General features: G+C 40.7%; 11 protein-coding genes. All 11 read left to right on the top strand.

The window, feature by feature from the left end; genetic code table 11:
• The coding region (locus tag AC6UD8_RS06905) for an LPXTG cell wall anchor domain-containing protein (protein WP_500699897.1) at positions 1-870 on the top strand (870 nt) is incomplete at its 5' end.
• Positions 871-929: 59 nt separating this feature from the next.
• On the top strand, positions 930-3,263 hold the full coding sequence (gene secA2, locus AC6UD8_RS06900; RefSeq protein ID WP_500699896.1) for an accessory Sec system translocase SecA2: 2,334 nt from the start codon (positions 930-932) through the stop codon (positions 3,261-3,263).
• 20 nt (positions 3,264-3,283) lie between these two features.
• Positions 3,284-4,486 (top strand): accessory Sec system protein translocase subunit SecY2, encoded by a 1,203-nt coding sequence (locus AC6UD8_RS06895; RefSeq protein WP_500699895.1) that lies wholly within the window; start codon positions 3,284-3,286, stop codon positions 4,484-4,486.
• Between the two features lie 15 nt (positions 4,487-4,501).
• The gene (asp1, locus tag AC6UD8_RS06890) at positions 4,502-6,097 is read left to right on the top strand and encodes an accessory Sec system protein Asp1 (protein ID WP_500699894.1); all 1,596 of its coding nucleotides are present in this window, start codon (positions 4,502-4,504) and stop codon (positions 6,095-6,097) included.
• 5 nt (positions 6,098-6,102) lie between these two features.
• The gene (gene asp2 / locus AC6UD8_RS06885) at positions 6,103-7,662 is read left to right on the top strand and encodes an accessory Sec system protein Asp2 (RefSeq protein ID WP_500699893.1); all 1,560 of its coding nucleotides are present in this window, start codon (positions 6,103-6,105) and stop codon (positions 7,660-7,662) included.
• 13 nt (positions 7,663-7,675) lie between these two features.
• On the top strand, positions 7,676-8,404 hold the full coding sequence (gene asp3, locus AC6UD8_RS06880) for an accessory Sec system protein Asp3 (protein ID WP_500699898.1): 729 nt from the start codon (positions 7,676-7,678) through the stop codon (positions 8,402-8,404).
• Positions 8,405-8,438: 34 nt separating this feature from the next.
• Complete coding sequence (locus AC6UD8_RS06875; protein WP_500699892.1) at positions 8,439-9,905, top strand: glycosyltransferase; 1,467 nt, start codon at positions 8,439-8,441, stop codon at positions 9,903-9,905.
• Positions 9,883-10,737: a hypothetical protein gene (locus AC6UD8_RS06870; RefSeq protein ID WP_500699891.1), complete on the top strand. Its 855-nt coding sequence runs from the start codon at positions 9,883-9,885 to the stop codon at positions 10,735-10,737. Before AC6UD8_RS06875 ends, AC6UD8_RS06870 begins: the two co-directional genes overlap by 23 nt.
• Before the next feature lie 20 nt (positions 10,738-10,757).
• On the top strand, positions 10,758-10,946 hold the full coding sequence (locus tag AC6UD8_RS06865) for a hypothetical protein (RefSeq protein ID WP_500694576.1): 189 nt from the start codon (positions 10,758-10,760) through the stop codon (positions 10,944-10,946).
• 5 nt (positions 10,947-10,951) lie between these two features.
• Positions 10,952-11,908 (top strand): helix-turn-helix domain-containing protein, encoded by a 957-nt coding sequence (locus AC6UD8_RS06860; protein ID WP_500699890.1) that lies wholly within the window; start codon positions 10,952-10,954, stop codon positions 11,906-11,908.
• Positions 11,909-12,089: 181 nt separating this feature from the next.
• Positions 12,090-17,132 (top strand): KxYKxGKxW signal peptide domain-containing protein (locus tag AC6UD8_RS06855; protein ID WP_500699889.1); only part of this gene is annotated, 5,043 nt, incomplete at its 3' end.

Genomic DNA, 17,132 nt, shown 5'->3' with positions numbered 1-17,132 from the left:
GCTTCTAATGGCAAAACCTTCTTTGTTCCAGTAACAGTTCTAGCTAACCAAGCCAACATTACAGCTCACGGCATTTCCATTTACGCTGGCGACAATGTTCCAACTGATGCAGCTGCCTATGGAGCCAGTGCAACTAACGAAGATGGAACCCCGGCAACGATTACTAAGATTGATACTTCGAAAGTTAATAACCAAGTGCCAGGTCAGTATCAAGTAGCGATTTCTGCCTCAAACGGCAAGACGTTCTACGTCCCAGTCACTATTTTAGCTAAGAACGCTACCAACCCTGACCAACCCGGAGACAACGGTAGTGGTAACCAACCATCTAATCCAGAAAATCCTGATAACAATGGTGGAAACAACAACAGTGGCAATGGTGAAAACCCAAGTACACCGGATAACCAAGGTGGAAATGGAAACGGTGGTAGTCAAGTTGCTCCCAATCAACCAACAAATAACGCTGGATCGTCGGTAACTCCAGACAATCATGGTGACCACGTTTCAAAGCCTTCTGATCAAATTCCATCAGTTCCTGGTAACGAAGGTCAGAGTTCAACTGCTTCTAATCAACCAATGAATAACGCTAATGAACCTGATAACAGTGGCAAGCAAACCACCACTCCTACTTCAACAAGCCGTAAGAACCAGACTTCAAGCACTAATGCTGGACACCAAATGACTATGAAACATCAAGGCAAGCAAGCTTCTCAAGCAACTAATCAATCAAACCAAAAGAGCGTTAAGAAAAACAAGCACGTTTTACCACAAACTGGGCAAAATACTTCTACTTTCTTAGGGCTCGTTGGACTGGGCTTCATTGGTTCTGCTTTAGCTTTGGCTCTTCGTGATTTAAAGCATCGGGTTAAATAAAAGCTTTTTATTAATGAACGAAAAAGATTTTTGACGAAGGGAGTACGCATCTAGAATTAATGCATAAATATAAAAAAATCGCTCTAAAGGTGCAAAAGCGCGTCAATGAACTTAAGTATTTTTCCGATGCGAGATTGAAGCAACAGACAAAGTACCTAAGGGCCCAATTAAAAAATGGCGCTAAGCTCGATAGTCTGATTGTGGAAGCCTACGCGACCGTGTGTGAAGCGGACCGCCGCGTCTTAGGATTGGCGCCATATTATACGCAAATTTTAGGTGCCGTCGTTTTAAACTTTGGTAACATTGCCGAAATGAAAACTGGTGAAGGAAAAACGTTAACCGCGACAATGCCCATGTATCTACATGGATTAGAGGGCAAAGGGGTCTTTTTAATCACGGCGAATTCGTACTTAGCCAGACGTGACGCGAAAGAAATCGGTCAAGTCTACCGTTGGCTGGGTTTGACGATTGCTAGTGGAGTGCCAGAAGAAGATGGTGACGATGCCAGTCGGAATTTAAAAAAGATCTACAGTTCAGACATCGTCTACACCACCCACAGTAGTCTGGGATTTGATTACTTGTTTGACAATTTAGCGATTAAGCCCGAAAACCAGCACATTAAGCACCTGGAATTTGCCTTAATTGATGAGATTGACTCCATTTTATTGGACCAGGCCCAAACGCCTTTGATTGTCTCTGGGGCACCCAACGTGCAATCAAACCTGTATCAGCTGTGTGAAAACATGATTCAGCAGCTCGAAGAAGACGTTGACTTTCAAAAATCCGAGGATGGTAAAAAGGTCTGGCTCACTGAAACGGGGATCGATAACTTAGAGGAGTACGCCGGAGTTTCCGATTTACTCGCACCCAAAGCCCATGAATTATACCAGCACCTGAATTTAGCGCTGAAAGCGAAGTGCCTGTTTGTCAAAAACCGTAACTACGTAGTGGAAAACAACGAGATTGTTTTACTGGATAAGATGAACGGACGGAAATTATACGGCACCAAATTACAATCTGGTCTTCACCAGGCGTTGGAGGCAAAGGAACACGTCAAAATCAGTGATGATAGTCGCGCCTTAGCTAGTATTACCTACCAAAACCTCTTTCGTCTATTTACCCGACTTTCCGGGATGACCGGAACGGCCAAAACCGACGCTGACGAATTTCGTGAAACGTATCGGTTAAATACGTTTGTCATTCCGACTAATGAGAAAATCATGCGAAAGGACCACCCGGATCAGATCTATGCGACCAACGAGGATAAGATCACGGCTTCACTAAAAGAGGTCCAGAAGATGCGGGCGTTGCATCGACCCATCCTGATTGAGACGGGGTCGGTTTCAATGTCAAAGTTATATTCACACATCTTATTGTCACTAGGAATTCCGCACAACGTGTTAAACGCTAATAGTGCTCCAAAAGAGAGTCGGATCATTGCCGATGCTGGGAAGACGGACTCGATTACCGTGGCGACTTCAATGGCAGGCCGGGGAACTGACATTAAGCTCTCGGAGCAGGCCATTAAAAATGGTGGTTTATTTGTTCTAGGCACTGAACGAATGTCTTCTTTACGAATTGACAACCAGTTACGTGGACGTGCCGGTCGGCAGGGTGAACCTGGTGATACGAAGTTTTACGTCTCATTAGAGGATAAAATCGTGACCGAAAATGCTCCCAAGTGGGTCAAAAAGTACCGGGAAAAATTAGTGAAACATCACGTTACGAGTGCTTTAAAGAAACCTCGGATTAAGAACATCATTAATCAATCGCAGGGAACCCAGAAGAATAGTGAAATTTCCGACCGCCAAAACATTTTGAAATTTGACGAAGTGGTCAAGGCTCAACGCAATTGTCTCTATAAGACCCGGAACGCAGCCATGCGAACGAATGATTTGGATCCTTATATTGATACGGCGATTAATTCGTGCATCGATCATTATTTGCCGCAGTGGAAAAACTACTTTGATATCACCAACTTCATTTATAACAATATCGATTATTCGTTTTTACCGAATAAAAACGAATTAAAGAATCAATGGCGAAACAAAAAGCGTTTAAAAGCCCAGTTGTTAAAGATGATTGATGACAAAAAACGGCAGGTTTATCAGCAATTTAAAAATGATGATCAATTATTAGAGTACAAACGACTAGTGTTATTAAAATCAATCGATACGATGTGGATCGACCAGGTTGATGCATTGGAACAGTTGAAGTTAGCGGTTAGTAGCCGGAACTGGGGTCAACATAATCCCATTTACGAATATCAAACCGAAGCGCGTCGAGCTTTTCACAATATGCGCGAACGAATCTATTTATTAGTACTCAGAAACATATTATTATCAGAAATTGTGCAAAAAGACGACGGAACCATTGATTTGATTTTTGTATAAGTTTAAAAGGAGATTTTTTAGTGAGGCAATTGTTAAAACGGGGATCATTTACAATCTTTTTGTTGGCTTTGTTTGAACTAGGTGGATTAATCCTAATTCCAGGGTTTCAATTAAAAAATTATGCTAGCGCGTTAGATCAAAATGCCTATATCAATTTAATTTCTAGTAACTTTGGTAGTCAAATTACCGTTCCCAGTTTATTTGCCTTGGGATTAGGGCCGTACATGACGGCGCTAATCGTGTGGCAGGTTGTTACAACCGTTGATGACAAGACTACGAGTCGAATGTCGCAAAAGACAACGGGGTACTGGCAAAAGGGAATCACCTTTGTGCTAGCGGCACTTCAGTCGTTAGCGATGGCCAAGTTATTTCTGCGTTATCAACCAGAGACCCTGGGATTTAACGATGAAGCCTTCTTCTGGTTTATTTTCACCGTCCTATTAGCTGGATCAATGCTGATTGTCTGGCTGGCGGACGTTAATAAGGATCTGGGGATTGGTGGAGTCAGTATCTTTATCATTCCGGGACTGGTCAAAAATCTCCCCACGGTTTTAGATTCGGGGTTAAAAAAGCCGCTGAACTTTTCCGTTCTGGGATGGATCGTCATTGCCATCATTGTTATCGGATTTGTCTACGTCACCGTCTTTGTCAATGAGGCCGAATACCGGATCCCCGTTGAAAGAATTGGGGTCAACAGTTTTCTGACCGATTCATACATTCCGATTAAGGTCTTGGTCTCCGGCGCCATGCCATTCATGTTTGCCTTATCATTATTTTCGATTCCGCTGTTAGTGGTGTCAAATTTAAGGGTCAACGCTCAAATTAGTAAGATAATTTCACTTTTATTTTCCTATCATACGTGGCAGGGAATTGTTTCTTACGGGCTCATCATTGTGGTCTTAAGTTATCTATTTGCATTTGTGAACTTTCAACCCAACATCATTGCCAAATCATTAAAAGAGAGTGGCGACTATATTTTTAACTTAGCTCCTGGTAAAGAGACGGAACGGTATTTGACCGGACAGGTTAACATTATGTCTTTTTTAGGAACCATTTACGTGCTGTTGATTGCCCTAGTGCCACTGGTAATCGGTTTATACTTTCCAATTGTGACTAATTTCTCGTTTTTATTTGGGTCGCTGTTTATTTTAATTACCATTTTAGACAGCATTTCCCAAGAAGTTCGGGCTCTAATCTATAAGTATCGTTATCGCATTTTTTAATTATGAGGAGGCTATATGGTTTATTTTATCCCTAATTGGCATCCCTACACGCTGCAGCTGGGTTACAACACGATTATTAGTCAGCTGGCGATTTTTCAGGATAATGACGAAGACTGTACGTTAGTCACCAACAGTTTTTTGCCCATGTTGACGTACCAATTAAATGAGTACGGACTGCTGAACACTCCGTATTGGCAGGCATTGGATGAAATTCAGGATGTGCACATCAAGATTGGCAAGCCGCTCGCGATTGAAGACATTCCGCTGCCAAGTGATTTAGAACGGGTGTACTCCCCACGCGGAATTCAGTTCTTAAGATACGATCAGTTGTATGCCAAGGCGAACTATTTTGCTGAGAAAGTCTTAAGTACCATTGAATACTATCAGGATGGTCAGTTGACTGCGGTGGATTATTTTGATTCGCGCGGTTTTCTATCTCGAAGAGGCATCTACGATCAGGGAGTTCTAAAACAAACCCAATTGTATAATCCGCTTTCGGAGGTGGTCTTAACCATTGCTCACAATCATGATGATTACGTCCAGATTGAAGAGCCCTTTCAAAAGCACTTCGCGCATTCCCATTATCCCAATTTAACGGATTTAATTAGTGAAGTTTCTAAAAACTATTTTAATCAGGTCAAAACCAATGATGGGATTCAAATCATTGACAATCCGACTAGTGATAGCCTGACTCTGACTCACCAGTTACAAAGTGAGTATCAAGTTGGTAGTTTTTTAACCGATCAAACCTTGATTAATCAAGCAGCTCTAGCCCAGTTAGCTGGCAAGAACAGTGCCATTCTGGTGCCCAATCAACTAATTGCCGATAAAATCAAGCGCACTTGGCAGGATCAGGAACATCCTTTAAATGTAAGGGTCGTTTCGCCCTACGCTGCTCACCTCAACTTGGGGATTAGTAACAGCATGGCGCAACAAATTATTTTTTGGAAAATTAACGAAATGCCCGAAAGGACCGTGAGACGTTTAGCAAATAAGCTGTTGCGCGTGGTTAGTGAAGGTAAGGACAAGGCCATTGTTTTTGACGTGAATGACGAACACATGCGTAAGACCCTCGAACAAGAAATTACGACGGAAATCGAGACGTATTTTGCGGTTTCCTTACAATCAGCCGACTTTTTGTGGGTCAGAAAGTACCTGAAGCTAAAAAAAGAGCATGAACTAACGTCCAAACTACGAAAAAAGGCGAAGGCAAAGGAGCAGCAGGCTAATTGGGAACGATTAGTTGGTGCTAGTGAGACTTTAGACCGGATTCAGATTTACTCTAATCACAACCCAGCCTTCTACCAGCAAAATATTCACAAGGCCCGCATTCTGGTTGATTTGGATCGGTTACCAAGTCCTTATCTGCAGATTAATGCGATTAGCGCCGGCATTCCCCAGATCAACGTGGTTCAAACTGGTTATGTAACTGATAACGAAAATGGAATCATCATCAAAGATGATTTGCACCTCGTAAAGGCGGTTAATTACTTTTTGGATAATTTGGACCGTTGGAACCAGTCATTGGTTGCCAATATCAGCAAAATCGAAAGGTTTTCTAGCGAAGAGATTGTCGCCAGAATTGATGCCATTTTTAAAGAAATGAGGTGAAGTTCATGGCTAAAAAGGGGCTCATTCAACTAGGTGGTCAAAAGTTAAATTTAAATAAAACGTTAGATGACAACTTTAAGTATCAGTATTTTTCATTGGACGATCCTAAGGATGTCTTTTATATGCAACAAACCATCTTGGATGATGAAAAGTTGAATCCCAAGTACAGCAACACGCTTTTTATCCTGGGCAAACAATCGCTGGTTTATATCATGCCGAAGTTAATTGAGGTGCTTCCCGCTAATAACATTATTTACCAGCAGGGCGAAAACTTTTCGGATGAAATTGAGAAGACCCTCAGCTATAAAAATGCGCAGGGGATTGATTTAACGGAACCCGATGAAGTGACTAGCTTCATTAAAGAAGTCTATTTTGGTGGTCAGTTTGGTAGTCGATTGAATAAGGACAAGGTTGAGATTATGTCCGAATTATTGCCTCACACCACCCAAACCGGTTCGGGTCAGGTCAGTTTTCACCACTTAACCTTGCCACATCAGGTTCAAGCCATTAATTTTCAAATGACCCTCGAACAAGATACCGACACCTTAATGGAATTTTGGTCCGAATATAAACTACAAGGGTCAGGGAAGGTGACGTTTAAATTATATTTTTTAGACGCCCAAACCGACAACGTTATTAAACAGTGCACGATTGCTGGATCCGACCTAGACCAACCCTTTACCTATCAGACGCCTAAACAACGTTCTAATTTGTACGTTTCGGTGTTTTTAAAGGGGCAGATTGAGTCGTTTACGCTAAGAAGAATTCACGTCAGAAGACGCCGGCGAAATCTGGGAACTTACATGGTGGGCTCAAAAACGTTGACTGACCAGCAGAATTATAAGGGCGAGATTGCAGCCTATTTTAATCCCGGTGATTTAAAACCACCCCTAAACGTCTACTTCAGTGGATACCGAACCGCTGAGGGATTTGAAGGAGGTCGGATGATGAGTAACATTAGCTCCTCGCCTTATTTGTTGATTGCCGACGAAAGAATGGAAGGCGGTTCCTTCTACATTGGCAGTAAAGAATTGGAACAACAATTAATTATAACAATTAAAAAGTGCCTGGAAAAGTTGCATTTTTCTAGTGATGACCTGGTTTTGTCGGGGATTTCGATGGGGACGACGGCAGCTTTATACTACGCAACTGACCTAAAGCCCGCCGCCGTGATTGTCGGAAAGCCCCTCGTAAATTTAGGAACCATCGCTAAAAACTCCTGCTTGCACCGGCCGTTTGATTTTTTGACCTCACTGGATTTGTTGCTAACGCACGAGGGCAAGACCGACGAAGCGGCCCAAAAACATTTTAATCAATATTTTTGGAATCATTTTAAGACCGGTGACTTTTTCAAAACCATTTTTGCCATCGCCTATATGAAACAGGATGATTACGACAAAGAGGCTTACGGTGAGCTGTTTAATTATTTTAAGCAACAGGAGCAAGCCGTAAAGGTGATCAGTAAGGGGTTAATCGGGCGCCATAATGATGACACCAACGGGATCGTGAATTGGTTTGTCAGACAATACCATAATCTGATGCAGGAAAAGTTTGATAGGAGTTAAGAAATTGGAAGCAATGACCGTTTTAACGTGGGGAAAGTACCTTAATTCAATGGAGCGCTACGGGGCTCAGGTAACGTACTCAAAAACCAAGGTTACCTATTCATCTCCCTTGTTGTCCCCGGGCACTAGCATTTATACCTGGAACTCACAACTGAATTTTCAGAACGTGCGAATGCAGGGCGAGTTGCCAATCTTACTTGGCAATCACAAATATCACATCTTTAGTGATTATACGGCGAAACCAGTTGACTCCGTTTACTTTAAGGTCACGATCTACGATCAATCCCATGATTTTATGAAGGAAATTATCATCAACGGACATGAGGGCGACTTTGAATATCCAGAGCACGCTTCCGAGTACGAAATCTCGTTGGTGGTGAAAGCAAATCAGTCAATCACGTTTAGATACCTCATATTAGGCGAAGCCGATAATTTTAAGGATCTGAATTTTAAAGTGAGCCTCAATTTGAAGTTAACCAAGTTTATATATCCGAACGCTAAGAAGCTGGATATCTACCTTGGACGCCGTGATTCCGGGAGTTGGACGGTTCCCGTTAAAACGAATCGGGCCCAGATCTTTTGTCGGCTTTCTACTGGTGAAATTAATGATCAAGCTAAAGCTGATGCCGCGATGAAGAAGTTGTTTGAGGCCATTAATCAAGATGAGCAGCTGAAAAAAATGGCAACCGAGGTCAGACCGTACGGCTATCCTCTTTCTAAAATTAACCAAGTAAAGGAATGAAATGATGAAAGAACAAGTAAAAAGGATGCAACCAATGAATTTTTTTATTAATCGTGCCATGGGAATTGGTAATTCTGGAGTGGAACATGCGCAGTTTTATCGAGCACGCCGTTTTGATGAAATGGAACTGCCATATCGGTATATTTTTGTGCAATTAATTAACAATTTACACGAAGCCATGGATACCTGGAATCTAAGAAATGACCAAGTCATCAATATGTACGAATATTTTGTGCTAGGAAATGATTATTTACGGCATGGGGTCAAAAAGTTCTATCCATATCAACACGAAACGGTGATTGATGATACCAACACCACCCGCATGCTGAAAATCCAGACGACTTCGGGGATGAAGATTATTGAAACCATGGTGAAGTTTCCTAATAAAAAACATGACTTGTTAATTATGAGTCTGTCTAAGATTGAAATTTACTCCAGTAAGACGGGCGAGAAAAAGGTCACGTTTGACTTTTATGATAACGGTCATAAAGAGACTCTGATCAAAAATATTCACCTCTTCAATCAGGATGGCAAGCAGTTCTATTTTGCAAATGAAGTTCAATTGCAGCGCTACTTTTTTGAACAAGTGGATCGGGCCTACAACCACAATAACAATTGGTTTTTGGATCGTGGCGAAGAAAGTGAAGCGGCCTTACTGTACCCTAAGATGCCACAAAGTAAAGTGGTGGAAGTGGTCCATGCGGATCATTTGTCCGATCGCAACGACCCCCGTTACCCACTGTGGAATAACTACTACGAATATTCGTTAACGCACCTTGATAATATCGACAGCATTATCAGTGCTACCAAAATGCAAACTGATGATCTAGTGAAGGATTTTCCGAATCAAAAAGATAAATTTACTACCATCCCGGTTGGTGGCGTGGATGACAAGGGGACTGGTAAAACCAGGCCGAAACAGCGAGCTAAAAAATTGCGTTCGCTTAAATTAATTACTGCTTCGCGATTAGCTGGGGAAAAGCACATTGATATGTTAGTACTTGCAGTTGCTAAGGTACATAAACAAGGGACTGCAGTTTCTTTAGATATCTACGGTGCCGGTGGTGAGAAGGGTTTGATTGAAAAGACCATCAAAAAAGAAAAAGCGGAAGACTACATTAAATTAAAGGGTCTCTCTCATCATTTGGACGATATTTATCCGAAGTATGATGCCTTTATTTCGGCATCGTTTTCAGAGGGATTTGGGTTAACCACGGTAGAAGCGTTAAGCGCCGGATTACCAGTAATTGCCTACAAAGCCCGTTTTGGTGCGATGGAAATGATAAAAGATGGCGTCAATGGATTTTTACAAGATTTCAAACGGGGCGATAAAAACGTGGATTTTGATGTGAATAGTTTGGCGAAGGGGATTAACCGGTTATTAAAGTCCGATTATGGAAAAGTCCAAAGGGCCACCGTCAGTTCGATGGCTCCCTTTCAAAATCATGTCATTGCGAATAAATGGAAGGAGTTTGTTGATGCATTACGAACTAACCAATAAAATAAACGATCAAAATCCAGTTTGGCAACACCAACGAGACCGAATTCAAAAGAGGAAAGGTCAGGTGATTACGCTAGCGCCAGCCTCTAATTTTCGTGATTCCCTACTAACAAATCAGATCAGTGGTTTTAACGTTGTCGATTATATTGCTGGTCGAACATTAGATATGGATCCCAAAGCGTTTTTGTTTTTTAACCGGGTGCCCACGGTTGACGGGGCCGAAATCTATATGAACGCTGATTTCACGATTAATATCATCGTAAATGGTAATCCAATTGGACACGTCATTTTGTGGCCGAATACTCGCCGCCACGTTAAAGAGGTTGATTATGTTTTTCCAAATGACGAATTAGACTACATCGAAGAATTCGCTAGTGACGGCAAGAAGTTCAGCAACATCATCTACACCAAAGGACAGCCCCAACGGATCGATTTTTATAATGATGCCTGCGTCCCAGCGTTGTGTTTCTATTTTTACAAAAAGCAGCTAAATTGGGTGACCGTTGAAGATTTTGGTTCGTTAAAGACCCAAAAACAGTTTAGAAATTTGGATGAATTTTATGCCGATATGGTTGGAAAATACTTAACGCCAAAAGATTCAGTCGGCATTAGTTACATGGGAGTGGAATTGTGGGCGTTATCGCAGTCGAAATCGCATAACACCCTCTATTTGGACGAATCGCCCCTTAATGATGACGGCAACGTTAAGCAAAATTTGTTGGATATTTTGACGGATGAAATTTCCTATATCCAAGACGTGCATATGAATAAGAAATTCTTAGAGGAATTAAAGGAAAAAGGTGTTCCGACGAAAAAAGTAGTAGTGGATTAGTTTTTAAAGCAGGTGATAAAATGCCAAAAATTAAATTGAAAGAGTTGCAGCAGGATATTAGATTACGTTTTGATGAAGAGAAAAAATACGTTGTTGATGCTTCGGATACTAAAAGTACCGGGAAGGTAATTATGATTATTGTTTCAGTGATTATGGTATTCGTGGTGATCCTTAGTCTGGTCTATAGTTTTATAGCTTTAGCGGGGTAATAAAAATGAATCTTCCTTCATTAGGAGTCGCATATTATGTCGATCTGCATTGTCGAAATAAAGAAATTCCACAAAATAGTGTCGCTGCCGTTAGTATGGACCGGGGGAAAATTGCTGAATTGATTCAGCAACATAAAGTGAAAATAAGTTCATTTTTAGATCGAGTGGGTTTAAGTACTTCGCGTTACTATCGTTGGATTAATTATGAGATTGATATCCCATTTGAATATATTTTTGGAATTAAAAAATTATTGGGAATTTCTGATGAAGAATTTCTGGCATTATTAACTCCATCAACGGATGAATTAATCGATACACTGGCCCTCGCTTCTTTTTATGATACTTATGACTACAGTCCTAGTAAACTTCAAGTGATTTTAAATAATCTCGATAAGTACCGGTTACAGCTAGCATCACCCTTTTTTAAGGTCTATACGTACACTAAGATCATCAGTCAAATTGCCGAGCGGCAAAAGCCTGATGTGTCCACGTTCTTTAAAAGTAACGAGAAGTACTTTAAAGATTGTGATGACCTAACTGATTTTGATATTTATTTAAACGTTTTGGACCTGAATTTGAAGCGCTCCCTATTTCCAAAGAAAAAAATTGATGGTGACTTTCTGGTATTACAGAAGGTCTTAAGCGGATTAAAGAGCACTGATTTAGACCGAATATACGTTTACTGGGGCTTTGCGATTGATTTTGTGATTAACTTTTGCCTTAACCGACAATCAGATCAAGCAATTAAATTTTTAAAGCAGGTTTATCAAGCAATTAATACAAGTGGATCTGGATCCATGGATGGTCATCTGTATAACTGTTATGAGCAAACTTATAGTTTAATAACCAATCAGGTTACTTGTCCAGAATTTTCACAAGAAATTTTACAAAGTAAGTCCGTTTTTAATTATGAAAATGACTATTGGAAGGGAATCCAAAAGTTTATTAAAAGTAAATATTAAGTGAGACGAAAGCGACTGGATTGACGGTAAATCCAGCTGTTTTTGTTTATTTAAATAAAATTTGATTATTTAGTGAAAAAATCGTCCCATTATTGGGAATATGGGCTAAATAATTTCATTTGGATATATAGTAAGACCATCTCAATTTAGATTATTCACAAATTTAAGGGGGAAAGATCTTATGAGAGGGAAAGGAAATAAAAAGCAAAACATTCGTCTAGCACTAAGAGATGATGCTAGAACGCATTACAAAATGTATAAAGCTGGTAAACAATGGATGGTTGCCGGAATTTCACTAATTGGTGGATTACTGGGCGCTAACATTGGAATTGCTTCTGTTTCAGCTAATTCAGTTTCAACAAGTGGCAATAATACTAGTAAAGAAAATAAGGATGCGGATGTTTTACCGAATAAAAACTCCGCAACAATTTCATCAACGTCACAAACCACGTCTTCTGCAGCCGGGAGTCAGGTGGATTCGCAAGCTAAGATTGACCAAATCTCCACTAGTATGAGTGAAGCTTTGTCAACATCTACGTCAGCTTCCATGGCCGCTGCTAATTCCACTAGCGAGAACAAGGTTAGTTCCGATTCTGGTTCGACAACAGCCAATAGTCAGGCTAAGAACAGTCAGACTAAGACCGAGAATCAATCCGAACAGAACTCTAACACTACTAAGGCTGTTCCTAGTTCTGACAGTGAGGCAATTAAGGCTGATACTAATGGTAAAACGACAGGTTCTACTAGCTCAGTTGATTCAACTTCAGCTGCTAGTCAAACGATTAGTGATCAAGTTAAGCCATCAGTATTACAATCAGGCTCACAACTTAATAGTGAGTCCACTATTAACAAGGCCTTAGACAACAGTCAGTCAATCACGGCTGCGCCACAGCTTAACAGCGACAGCAGTAGCATTAGTAAGATGAACGATTCTACTAAAGCTAGTGAGACAACTAACCAACAAGATGTTTATAACCAAGTTAAAGCTGTTGTTCCAAAAGACGCTACCGTTACCGTTGATTCACAAAACCAAGTCATTAACGTGGGCTTAGCCAACGGTTTGACACCCAATACTAGTACTTTAGCAGCCCTAAGTACCATTGGTGAAAACAACAACATGTCCGTTAATATCAAGGACTTAAGTGGCAATAAGAATAGCGATGCTAATAGTACTTCAACTTTGGCTGATAACGTTCTGTCAGACAGTGAAAACGTCTTGGCTAACAATAGTGAGTCAACCAGTCAAAACGTTTCGACATCAACGTCAGAAAGCAACAGTACCTCTACTAGCCAGATTGACCAACAATCTACTAGTGCACAAAATTCAACTAATGAGAAGCAACCAATTGCTAATCCAAATGTGGTCTTAGCATCTCAACAAGATACTTCAACTGTTCACGTTTCAACTGCGGCCCAATTATACGATGAAATCGTGAACGGAACCGCTAATAACATCATCATTGATGATGACATTAACTTTGCTGATTTAAAGAACTTTAATAGTGCACAAGAAGTTGTCGTAACGGTCAACAACCCACGTAATTTAAAGATTGGTTCAGCTGCCGGGCACCATTACACGATTGATTTAAGGGGTTATACCTTTAATGATTGGAGCGGTAACGTTAATAATACGACCGTTGAATATGACAATTTAGACATTTATGGTCAATGTTTTTATGGCTTTATGAGTCAATCAACGTCATATATCATTAATAATGTCAATTACACTGGTGCTCAGTTTATTTACGGAAGAAATGGTTCTGGTGGACCTACTGACGTTACGATCTACGGTAACGTTACCGCACAGTCAGTTCCTTCCTACACGAATAAGTTTTCTAGTAAACCAATTCAAACTGAATCTGGCAGTCAACAAGTAATTGAAGCTGGTTCAATTATCTTTGGCGCTAACTCCAATTTCACTGGAACTAGTTATAGTGATAATGTTATCGAATTAAGTAAGGGTGGCAACGTTAATGGCGACGTTACGTTAGAACATGGTGCTACCGTTACCCTAATTCCTAACAATAATGGTGGTTCTAATGAAAACAGTAGAAATGGTACTGTTTATGGGATTACCACCAAGGGTGGCAATATTAATGTTGAAACAGGTGCTACTTTAAACATTATTTTAAATAATAATAATAGCAGTACAACTAGTTCCCTGGCCGGAGCCATCTATTCCTTTGGTAATACCGCCATTACTGTTAATGGCTCCATGAATATTATTGCTAATGGAAATATTAATCCTGGAAATTCTTCTCAACCAGGTTTGATTTACCTTGGCGATTCTTCTAGTGTCTTGGTTAACAGTGGCGGTAATCTTAACGTTACCTACAATCAATCTGGAAAGACGACTAGTTACCCACAAAGTTTAATTTACTTAAATAATGGTGGATACATCACCGTTGAAGATACTGGGAAAATGTCATTGAAGGCAACGGGGAGCCAACCAGTTATTCTAGTAAATAATGGCGGATCTGCCGGCACGATTACCATTACCGATCCTGAAAACGTTGTATTTGATTTAACTCAAAGTAATGCACAGAGTTTAATTGCAAGCAATCGGACTGTGTTTAGTGTTAAAAATGTATCAATGATAATTGGGAATGAATCCTTCCCAGACCCAACGAGTTATTTGAACTTCGAAATTGGTACAGATGGTAAAATTGGGAAAGTTGTGCTATACAATGTTAATTTTGATGAAGAAGAAAGAATTGAGGCCGTATTAAACGGTCAAAATCAGCCAAATTACCTTCAATTTGGATCTGGTAACACAGCTACGAGTAATAGTCACAGTACTTCTAATAGTCAATCAACCAGTACAATTGATAGTCACAGTGAAAGTGAAAGTGCTTCTACAAGTAAAGTAGATAGTTTGAGCGACTCAACTAGTGATAGCTTGAGTAAGATTGCTAGTAACAGTGACAGTTTAAGTAATTCTACTAGTAGCAGTGAAAGTGCTTCAGTAAGTGAAAGCGACTCAACAATTGACAGTTTGAGTAACTCTACCAGTAAGAGTGGCAGCGACTCTGTAAGTACAAGCGACAGCCTAAGCAATTCAACTAGTAAGAGTGAATCTGTAAGTACTAGTGATAGCTTGAGTGAGTCCACAAGCAAGAGCGACTCTATAAGTACAAGCAATAGTTTAAGCGAATCCACAAGTAAGAGTGACTCTGTAAGTACTAGTGACAGCCAGAGCACTTCCTTAAGTGAAAGTGAATCAACTAGTATTTCAGTGAGCGAAAGTGACTCAACTAAGAGCGATTCATTGAGCACAAGTGATAGCTTAAGCGAATCAACTAGTAAGAGTGGATCTGTAAGTACTAGTGATAGTTTAAGCACATCCACAAGCAAGAGTGGCAGCACTTCCTTAAGCGATAGTGAGTCTACTAGCACCTCAACTAGTGAAGAAAACTCCACAAGTAAGAGTGATTCCTTAAGTACCAGTGATAGCTTAAGCGAATCTACAAGCAAGAGCGGCAGTACTTCGTTAAGCGACAGTAAATCAAATAGCACTTCAATGAGTGAAAGCAATTCAGCCAAGAGTGACTCCGTAAGTATTAGTGACAGTCAGAGCACTTCTACTAGCAAGAGTGATAGCACTTCCTTAAGCGACAGTGAATCAAAGAGCACCTCAATGAGCGAAAGCGATTCTACAAAGAGTGACTCCATAAGTACTAGTGATAGTTTGAGTGAATCTACAAGTAAGAGCGACTCTGTTTCATTGAGTGATAGTGAATCGACTAGTACTAGCGATGAAAACTCCACAAGTAAGAGTGATTCGTTAAGTACCAGTGATAGCCAAAGCATTTCAACAAGCGATAGTGATAGTTTAAGTGAATCCACTAGCAAGAGCGATTCTGTTTCATTGAGCACTAGCGACAGCTTGAGTAACTCGACAAGCGAAAGCAAATCCACTAGTACTAGCGATGAAAACTCCACAAGTAAGAGTGATTCGTTAAGTACAAGCGACAGCCTAAGCGAATCCACAAGCAAGAGTGGCAGTACTTCATTGAGTGGCAGTGAATCTACTAGCACTTCAATGAGCGAGAGTGATTCCGTAAGTACTAGTGACAGACTAAGTAATTCTACAAGTACGAGCGGCAGTACCTCATTGAGTGGTAGTGAGTCAACTAGTACTTCGATGAGTGATAGTGATTCCGTAAGTACTAGTGACAGCTTAAGCGAATCTACTAGCAAGAGCGGCAGTACTTCATTAAGTGGCAGTGAGTCAGCTAGTACCTCGATGAGTGAAAGCAACTCCACTAAGAGTGAATCTGTAAGCACAAGTGAAAGCTTAAGTAACTCTACAAGTAAGAGTGATTCTGTTTCATTGAGTGATAGTGAATCCACAAGCACTTCGACTAGCAAGAGCGACAGCACTTCAATGAGTGAAAGTAACTCAACTAAGAGTGATTCATTAAGTACAAGCGATAGTTTGAGTGAATCAACTAGTAAGAGTGACTCTGCTTCACTAAGTGACAGTGAATCAGCAAGCACTTCAATCAGTGAAAGTGACTCCACTAAGAGTGACTCCATTAGCACAAGTGATAGCTTGAGTAACTCGACAAGCGAAAGCAAATCCACTAGTACTAGCGATGAAAACTCTACAAGTTCGAGCGGTTCCGTAAGTACCAGTGATAGTTTAAGCGAATCTACAAGTAAGAGTGATTCCGTAAGTACTAGTGACAGCCAGAGCACTTCTACTAGCAATAGTGATAGCACTTCATTAAGTGATAGTGAATCAACTAGTACTTCAGTGAGTGAAAGCGACTCAACCAAGAGTGATTCCGTAAGTACTAGCGATAGCTTGAGTGCTTCTACCAGTAAGAGCGGCAGTACTTCATTGAGCGGTAGTGAATCTACTAGCACTTCAATGAGTAATAGCATTTCTACTAGCAAGAGCGGATCTGTAAGTACTAGTGATAGTCAAAGTATCTCAACTAGCAAGAGCACCAGTACTTCATTAAGTGGCAGTGAATCAAATAGCACTTCAATGAGTGAAAGTAACTCCACTAAGAGTGAATCTGTAAGCACCAGTGATAGCTTAAGCGAATCTACTAGCAAGAGTGGCAGTACCTCATTAAGCGGTAGCGAATCAAATAGCACTTCAATGAGCGAAAGTAACTCCGCCAAGAGCGATTCATTAAGCACCAGTGATAGCTTAAGCGAATCTACTAGCAAGAGTGGCAGTACCTCATTAAGCGGTAGCGAATCAAATAGC

The sequence above is a fragment of the Fructilactobacillus sp. X1R3C1 genome, from assembly GCF_059901545.1.
Note: the sequence above shows the minus strand (reverse complement) of the source record. Positions and strands in the feature narration are given on the sequence as shown.

Excerpts from the sequence above, each read along its gene's own strand:
- AC6UD8_RS06875 (WP_500699892.1), top strand. The coding sequence starts at position 8,439 with ATGAATTTTTTTATTAATCGTGCCATGGGAATTGGTAATTCTGGAGTG.
- AC6UD8_RS06865 (WP_500694576.1), top strand. The coding sequence starts at position 10,758 with ATGCCAAAAATTAAATTGAAAGAGTTGCAGCAGGATATTAGATTACGT.
- asp1 (WP_500699894.1), top strand. The coding sequence starts at position 4,502 with ATGGTTTATTTTATCCCTAATTGGCATCCCTACACGCTGCAGCTGGGT.
- asp3 (WP_500699898.1), top strand. The coding sequence starts at position 7,676 with ATGACCGTTTTAACGTGGGGAAAGTACCTTAATTCAATGGAGCGCTAC.
- secA2 (WP_500699896.1), top strand. The coding sequence starts at position 930 with ATGCATAAATATAAAAAAATCGCTCTAAAGGTGCAAAAGCGCGTCAAT.
- AC6UD8_RS06870 (WP_500699891.1), top strand. The coding sequence starts at position 9,883 with ATGCATTACGAACTAACCAATAAAATAAACGATCAAAATCCAGTTTGG.
- AC6UD8_RS06860 (WP_500699890.1), top strand. The coding sequence starts at position 10,952 with ATGAATCTTCCTTCATTAGGAGTCGCATATTATGTCGATCTGCATTGT.
- asp2 (WP_500699893.1), top strand. The coding sequence starts at position 6,103 with ATGGCTAAAAAGGGGCTCATTCAACTAGGTGGTCAAAAGTTAAATTTA.